Below are 7,614 nucleotides of genomic sequence, written 5' to 3'. Positions count from 1 at the left end.
TACCAACGTTTACGTGCGGTTTTACGCGTTCAAACTTTTCTTTTGCCATCTTAAAAAATTCCTAATAAAGAAATTAAAGCCTGACTCACTATTGAGCCAGACAAGCTAAAATTATATAACAGCGCGAGCTGAAATTATTGTATCTGCGACATTTTTAGAGGCTTCAGCGTACTTCACAAACTCCATAGAGTATGAGGCACGGCCCTGTGTTGCAGATCGTAAAGCAGTTGCATAACCAAACATTTCAGAAAGAGGAACTTGCGCATTAATTTGCTTAAGTCCACCTAATGCATCTTCCATGCCTTCGATTATGCCGCGGCGACGGTTTAAGTCGCCAACTACATCACCCATATTTGAATCAGGAGTGAGTACTTCAACCTTCATTACTGGCTCTAAAAGTACAGGGTTAGCTTCAAGCGCCCCGTTTTTCATTGCCAGTGAACCTGCTATTTTAAATGCCATTTCATTCGAATCTACATCATGGAATGAACCATCATATAAAGTCGCTTTAACGCCAAGTAATGGGTAGCCTGCCAGTACACCTTGAGACATTTGCTCTTGGATACCTTTGTCTACCGCAGGAACGAATTCTTTAGGAACTGAACCACCTACGGTTTCGTTAACGAACTCGTAAATTGGTGACTCATCATCCGTAATATCCATCGGTTCAAGTTTAATCCAAACGTGTCCATATTGGCCACGACCACCTGACTGACGTATAAACTTCCCTTCAACCTTAACAGTTGAACGAATAGCTTCTCGGTATGAGACCTGCGGCTTACCAACGTTACATTCAACACTGAATTCACGTTTCATACGGTCGACGATGATATCTAGGTGAAGTTCACCCATGCCAGAGATTATAACCTGGCCTGATTCTTCGTCAGTTTGTACGCGAAAAGAAGGATCTTCAGCAGCTAGTTTACCTAGTGCGATACCCATCTTATCTTGGTCAGCTATAGTGCGGGGCTCAACCGCAATAGAGATTACTGGTTCTGGGAATTCCATACGCTCAAGCGTAATAATAGAATTCGGATCACACAGTGTTTCACCTGTTGTTACGTCTTTAAGACCAATAGCTGCCGCGATGTCGCCTGCGAAAACTTCTTTGATCTCTTCACGAGAGTTTGAATGCATCTGTACGATACGGCCAAGTCGCTCACGCTTACTTTTTACTGGATTATATACCGTGTCACCCTGTTTAACAGTACCAGAGTAAACACGGAAAAAGGTCAAGGTTCCAACGAACGGGTCTGTTGCAATCTTAAATGCGAGTGCAGCAAACGGCGCTTTATCATTAGCTGGACGTTCTTCCTCAGTACCATTCTCTAAGATACCTTGGATTTGTTTCACTTGCTCTGGTGACGGCATATATTCAACAACGCCATCAAGCACAGCTTGAACGCCTTTGTTTTTAAATGCGCTACCACAAGTAACTGGAACAATCTCATTTGCTAATGTTCGTTGGCGTAAAGCATTTTTAATTTCTGCTTCACTTAACTCTTCACCTTCTAAGTATTTATCCATTAGTTCTTCTGTTGCTTCAGCAGCGCTTTCAACTAAATGAGCGCGCCATTCTTCAGCTAATTCCAGAAGTTCTGCCGGTATTGCCTCATAAGAGAAAGTCATACCCTGGTCCGCTTCGTTCCAGTTAATCACTTTCATTTTTATAAGGTCAATAACACCTTTAAAGTCGTCCTCAGCGCCTACAGGCAACTGAATTGGAACAGGCGTTGCTCCAAGACGAGATTTCACCTGGCTGACCACTGCTAAGAAGTCTGCGCCCGTGCGATCCATTTTATTTACGAAGATCATTCTCGGAACTTCGTATTTGTTCGCTTGACGCCAAACTGTCTCAGTTTGCGGCTGTACACCAGATGAAGCACAAAGAACAACTACCGCACCATCTAATACGCGTAAAGAACGCTCTACTTCGATAGTGAAATCTACGTGTCCTGGAGTATCAATAATATTGATACGATGGGCGTCAAATTGAGCGTCCATCCCTTTCCAAAAACACGTTGTTGCAGCAGAAGTGATTGTGATACCACGCTCTTGTTCCTGCTCCATCCAATCCATAGTTGCAGCGCCATCATGTACTTCACCGATCTTATGAGAAAGACCTGTGTAGAACAGAACACGTTCTGTTGTGGTGGTTTTGCCTGCATCTACGTGAGCAACAATACCTATATTACGATAGCGCTCAAGTGGAGTTGTACGTGCCATATGATCCTCTTAAAGGTTAAAGACAGATTACCAACGGTAATGAGCGAATGCTTTATTCGCTTCAGCCATACGGTGAACGTCTTCACGTTTCTTAACCGCAGTGCCTTTATTATCAGAAGCGTCAACGATTTCTTGAGCTAAACGTAAGCCCATAGATTTTTCGCCACGCTTACGTGCAGCGTCTACTAACCAACGCATACCTAATGCGTTACGACGAACTGGACGTACTTCAACTGGTACTTGATAAGTTGAACCACCAACACGGCGAGATTTAACTTCTACCTGTGGGCGGATGTTATCAAGTGCAGTTTCAAAGATTTCTAGGTGCGACTTGCCTGATTTCTCAGCAGCCACGTCTAGCGCACCATAAACAATTTTTTCAGCAGTAGATTTCTTGCCGTCTAACATCACGATGTTAACGAATTTAGCAAGAAGTTCCGATCCGAACTTAGGATCTGGAAGAATTTTACGTTGACCGATTACGCGTCTTCTAGGCATTTTGTATCTCCGGTTTATTCAGGTTTGCTCTTTCGAGTCAATCACCCAAAACAATAATTATAAATATTTAGTGCTTGGCCTTACTAACGGAATACAATTACCCTTTAGGGCGTTTTGCACCGTATTTAGAACGAGCTTGACGACGATCGCTAACGCCTGCACAGTCAAGTGCACCACGAACAGTGTGAAAACGCACACCTGGTAAATCTTTAACACGACCACCACGGATTAGGATTACACTATGCTCTTGAAGGTTATGACCTTCACCGCCAATGTATGAAGTTACTTCGAAACCGTTAGTTAAACGTACACGTGCTACTTTACGTAACGCCGAGTTTGGTTTCTTAGGTGTAGTTGTATATACGCGAGTACATACACCGCGCTTTTGCGGACACGCTTTTAGTGCAGCTGAGTTACTTTTCGTAACCTTGCTACGGCGTGGCTTACGCACTAGCTGGTTAATAGTTGCCATTTAAATAGCTCCTGAAATTAAAATTACTACTGAAAAAAATAAAAAATCCGCCCTTTATTTACGAGCCTGCATTAAGCACACAAGTAAATGGGTGGCGGAATTTTAATGAGCAAAGTTTAACCTGTCAACCTAAACTAATCGTAAGACAGCATATAACTGCCTTACGATCACTTAATCTATTGATTAAGAACAGTTTATTGATTTCCAGACAAATCAGCATTTAGAGCGTCTGTAAGTGCTTGAGTCGCCTCTTCTGCACTTACTGTTTGCTCTTCTACTACTACTTTGCTTTGTTTACGGCGAGCCATACGTTCTTGATGATACGCAAAACCGGTACCGGCTGGGATCAAACGACCCACAATTACGTTTTCTTTAAGACCGCGAAGCTCATCGCTCTTACCATTCACTGCCGCATCTGTAAGAACACGTGTTGTCTCTTGGAAAGACGCTGCAGAGATGAAAGATTCTGTTGCTAGTGATGCTTTTGTGATACCCATTAACTGGATTTCAAACTTAGCTGGTATCTTACCTTGTTTTTCAAGGTCACGGTTTGCGATATTAACGCGCGCCACTTCGATTTGTTCACCGGCTAAGAAGTCAGTATCACCGCCGTGTATAATGGTACATTTACGAATCATCTGACGGATAATTGTTTCAATGTGCTTGTCATTGATCTTAACGCCTTGCAAACGGTAAACCTCTTGCACTTCGTTAACGATGTAGTTAGCAACATGAGTCACACCACGTAGGCGTAAGATGTCATGCGGCGATTCAGGACCATCGGCGATAACTTCACCTTTAGACACTTGCTCACCTTCAAACACGTTAAGTTGACGCCACTTAGGAATCATTTCTTCGTAATGATCACCTTCAGCTGGAGTAATAACTAAACGTTTCTTACCTTTAGTCTCTTTACCGAAGCTAATAGTACCTGTGATCTCAGCTAAGATAGCTGGCTCTTTAGGTTTACGCGCTTCAAATAAGTCGGCTACGCGTGGTAGACCACCCGTGATATCACGAGTTTTCGAACCTTCTTGTGGTATACGTGCTAACACGTCACCAGGGTTTGCTGTAACGCCGTCAATAACTTCAATCGTAGTGAATGAAGGAAGACGTGTTTCTTGCAGACCGCGCTCTTCACTTTCAATGATAAGCTTAGGTTCTTTAGTATTTACTTTAGCAAGATCTTTAACAACTACACGGGTTAAACCTGTTAGTTCATCAGTCTGTGCTTCAGTATTTGAGTCATCGATGTCGCTAAACGATACTTTTGACTTATGCTCAAGAACGATTGGGTGACTATGCGGGTCCCAAGTAGCAACGATGTCGTTACCTTGAACTTCAGCATTGTCTTGCACTGTTAATACCGCACCGTAAGGTACTTTATAACGTTCTTTTTCACGACCATAGCTATCAATGATAGTGATCTCAGTAGAACGTGAGGTAATAACAATCTTACCATCTGTATTTAATACATATTTAGCGTTATGAAGTTTTAATGTACCGTTAGTTTTAACTTGTACATTATTTTCAGCTGACGCTCTTGATGCCGCACCACCGATGTGGAATGTACGCATCGTAAGCTGTGTACCCGGCTCACCGATTGACTGCGCCGCGATAACACCTACTGATTCACCCGCGTTGATGATATGACCACGTGCAAGGTCACGACCATAACACTTAGCACATACACCAAAGTCGTTATCACATGTGATAACAGAACGTACGCGAACTTCATCCACTGAGTGCTCTTCTAAAAGGTCACACAGTTTTTCGTCAAGCATGATATTACGCTCAACAAGTACAGTATTAGTACCTGGAATTACAATATCTTCAGCAACAACACGACCAAGAACACGTTCACGAAGTGCTTCTACAACATCACCACCTTCAATAAGCGGTTTCATTGTTAAGCCATCTTCTGTGCCACAATCATCTTCGTTGATTACCAAATCTTGTGCAACGTCTACTAGACGACGCGTTAGGTAACCCGAGTTAGCTGTTTTAAGTGCAGTATCGGCAAGACCTTTACGCGCACCATGCGTTGAGATGAAGTACTGAAGTACGTTTAGACCTTCACGGAAGTTAGCTGTGATTGGCGTCTCGATGATTGAACCATCTGGACGTGCCATTAGACCACGCATACCCGCCAACTGACGAATCTGTGCAGCACTACCACGAGCACCTGAGTCGGCCATCATAAACACTGAGTTAAATGACGGTTGCTCTACTTCTTCACCTTTAGCATTAATAACTGTGTCTTTTGACAAGTTAGCCATCATCTCACGTGACAAGTTTTCGTTTACACGTGACCAGATATCGATAACTTTATTGTACTTTTCACCAGCCGTTACAAGACCTGATTGGAATTGTTGGTTGATTTCAGTAACTTCAGCTTCAGCTGATTCAATGATCTGTGCTTTAACCGGTGGGATAACTAAGTCATCAATACCGATAGAAACACCTGATTTCATTGCATAATGGAAACCGGTGTACATAACTTGGTCAGCAAAAACAACAGTGTCTTTAAGACCTAGACGACGGTAACATTCATTCAATAAGCTAGAAATCTGCTTTTTACCTAATGCTTGGTTGATTGACTCAAACGGCATACCTTTAGGTAAAATTAAAGATAGAATTGCACGACCAACAGTTGTATCGATTACAGTAACAGTGTCTTCTACTATGCCGTCTTCGTTTTTAACTGATTGGCTAATACGTACTTTCACGATTGCGTGAAGGTCAGCATTGCCACTGCGGTATGCTTTTTCTGCTTCTTTTGGATCTTTAAATATCGCGCCTTCGCCTTTAGCGTTAATGCGGTCACGAGTCATGTAATAAAGACCCAATACAACATCCTGTGAAGGAACGATGATTGGCTCACCATTCGCAGGAGATAGAATGTTGTTTGTTGACATCATCAATGCACGAGCTTCAAGCTGCGCTTCGATTGTTAACGGTACGTGTACCGCCATTTGGTCACCATCGAAATCGGCGTTGTACGCCGCACATACTAATGGATGCAAATGGATCGCTTTACCTTCGATAAGCACAGGCTCAAACGCTTGGATACCCAAACGGTGAAGTGTTGGTGCACGGTTAAGTAATACTGGATGTTCACGAATTACTTCGTCAAGTACATCCCATACTTCCGGAACTTCACGTTCAACCATCTTCTTAGCTGCTTTGATTGTCGTAGCCATGCCGCGACGCTCTAATTTACCATAGATAAATGGTTTGAATAGCTCAAGTGCCATCTTCTTAGGAAGACCACATTGGTGAAGCTTAAGTGTAGGACCTACTGTGATAACAGAACGGCCTGAATAATCTACACGCTTACCAAGTAGATTCTGACGGAAACGACCTTGCTTACCCTTGATCATATCAGCAAGAGATTTAAGAGGACGTTTGTTAGAACCTGTAATTGCACGACCACGACGACCGTTATCAAGTAGCGCATCTACCGCTTCTTGTAACATACGTTTTTCGTTGCGTACAATAATGTCTGGTGCTGCTAAATCTAGTAGACGCTTAAGACGGTTATTACGGTTAATAACACGACGGTAAAGGTCATTTAGATCAGATGTCGCAAAACGACCACCGTCTAATGGTACTAATGGGCGTAGATCTGGTGGCAATACTGGAAGTACTGTCATGATCATCCACTCAGGGTTATTACCTGATTGGTGGAACGATTCCATTAACTTAAGACGTTTAGTGATTTTTTTACGCTTAGTTTCAGAGTTAATTGTTGGTAACTCTTCACGCATCTCAGCAATTAATTGAGCAAGATCAAGTTCACGAAGCAAGTCTAAAACTGCTTCAGCACCCATCTTCGCTTCAAATTCATCACCGTGCTCTTCTAGTGAATCTAAGTATTCTTCTTCACCTAATAGTTGACCACGCTCAAGCGTTGTCATACCAGGCTCAGTTACTACGAATGATTCGAAGTAAAGAACACGTTCAATATCACGAAGCGTCATATCTAGCATTAAGCCAATACGTGACGGTAATGATTTTAAAAACCATATATGTGCAACTGGGCTCGCAAGGTCGATATGACCCATACGATCGCGTCGCACTTTAGTGAGTGTTACTTCAACGCCACACTTTTCACAGATCACACCACGGTGTTTAAGGCGTTTATATTTACCACATAAACACTCATAATCTTTCACTGGGCCGAAAATACGGGCACAGAATAAGCCGTCGCGCTCAGGCTTGAAAGTACGGTAGTTAATAGTCTCAGGTTTCTTTACTTCACCGTATGACCATGAACGAACCATGTCTGGTGAAGCAAGACCAATGCGAATTGCATCGAATTCTTCGGTCTTATTTTGTTGCTTCAGAAACTTAAGTAAGTCTTTCACCTTAGCTCTCCTGTCGGAGTTAATCTTGAGGACGGATAGTCTCGTCCC

At 42.8% G+C, this 7,614-nt stretch carries 4 protein-coding genes; all 4 read right to left on the bottom strand.

What is annotated here, in order from left to right; translation table 11 throughout:
• Positions 1–111: 111 nt before the first annotated feature.
• A complete protein-coding gene (fusA, locus tag GQR53_RS10900) occupies positions 112–2,226 on the bottom strand; it encodes an elongation factor G (RefSeq protein WP_002958887.1) in 2,115 nt (704 codons plus the stop codon).
• A gap of 27 nt (positions 2,227–2,253) precedes the next feature.
• Entirely contained in the window at positions 2,254–2,724 is a 471-nt protein-coding gene (rpsG, locus tag GQR53_RS10895; protein WP_010555004.1) for a 30S ribosomal protein S7, read from the bottom strand.
• A gap of 97 nt (positions 2,725–2,821) precedes the next feature.
• Positions 2,822–3,196 carry a 30S ribosomal protein S12 gene (gene rpsL / locus GQR53_RS10890; protein WP_002958885.1) on the bottom strand — a complete coding sequence of 125 codons (375 nt, stop codon included), beginning with the start codon at positions 3,194–3,196 and terminating at the stop codon, positions 2,822–2,824.
• A 194-nt stretch (positions 3,197–3,390) separates the two neighbouring features.
• On the bottom strand, positions 3,391–7,566 hold the full coding sequence (gene rpoC, locus GQR53_RS10885) for a DNA-directed RNA polymerase subunit beta' (protein WP_165743938.1): 4,176 nt from the start codon (positions 7,564–7,566) through the stop codon (positions 3,391–3,393).
• Positions 7,567–7,614: the final 48 nt, after the last annotated feature.

Origin of the sequence: Pseudoalteromonas sp. Z9A6, assembly GCF_011378805.1 — a bacterium.
Lineage (GTDB): Bacteria > Pseudomonadota > Gammaproteobacteria > Enterobacterales > Alteromonadaceae > Pseudoalteromonas > Pseudoalteromonas distincta.
The sequence above is the reverse complement of the archived record's forward strand: the minus strand, read 5'-3'. Positions and strand labels throughout refer to the sequence as shown.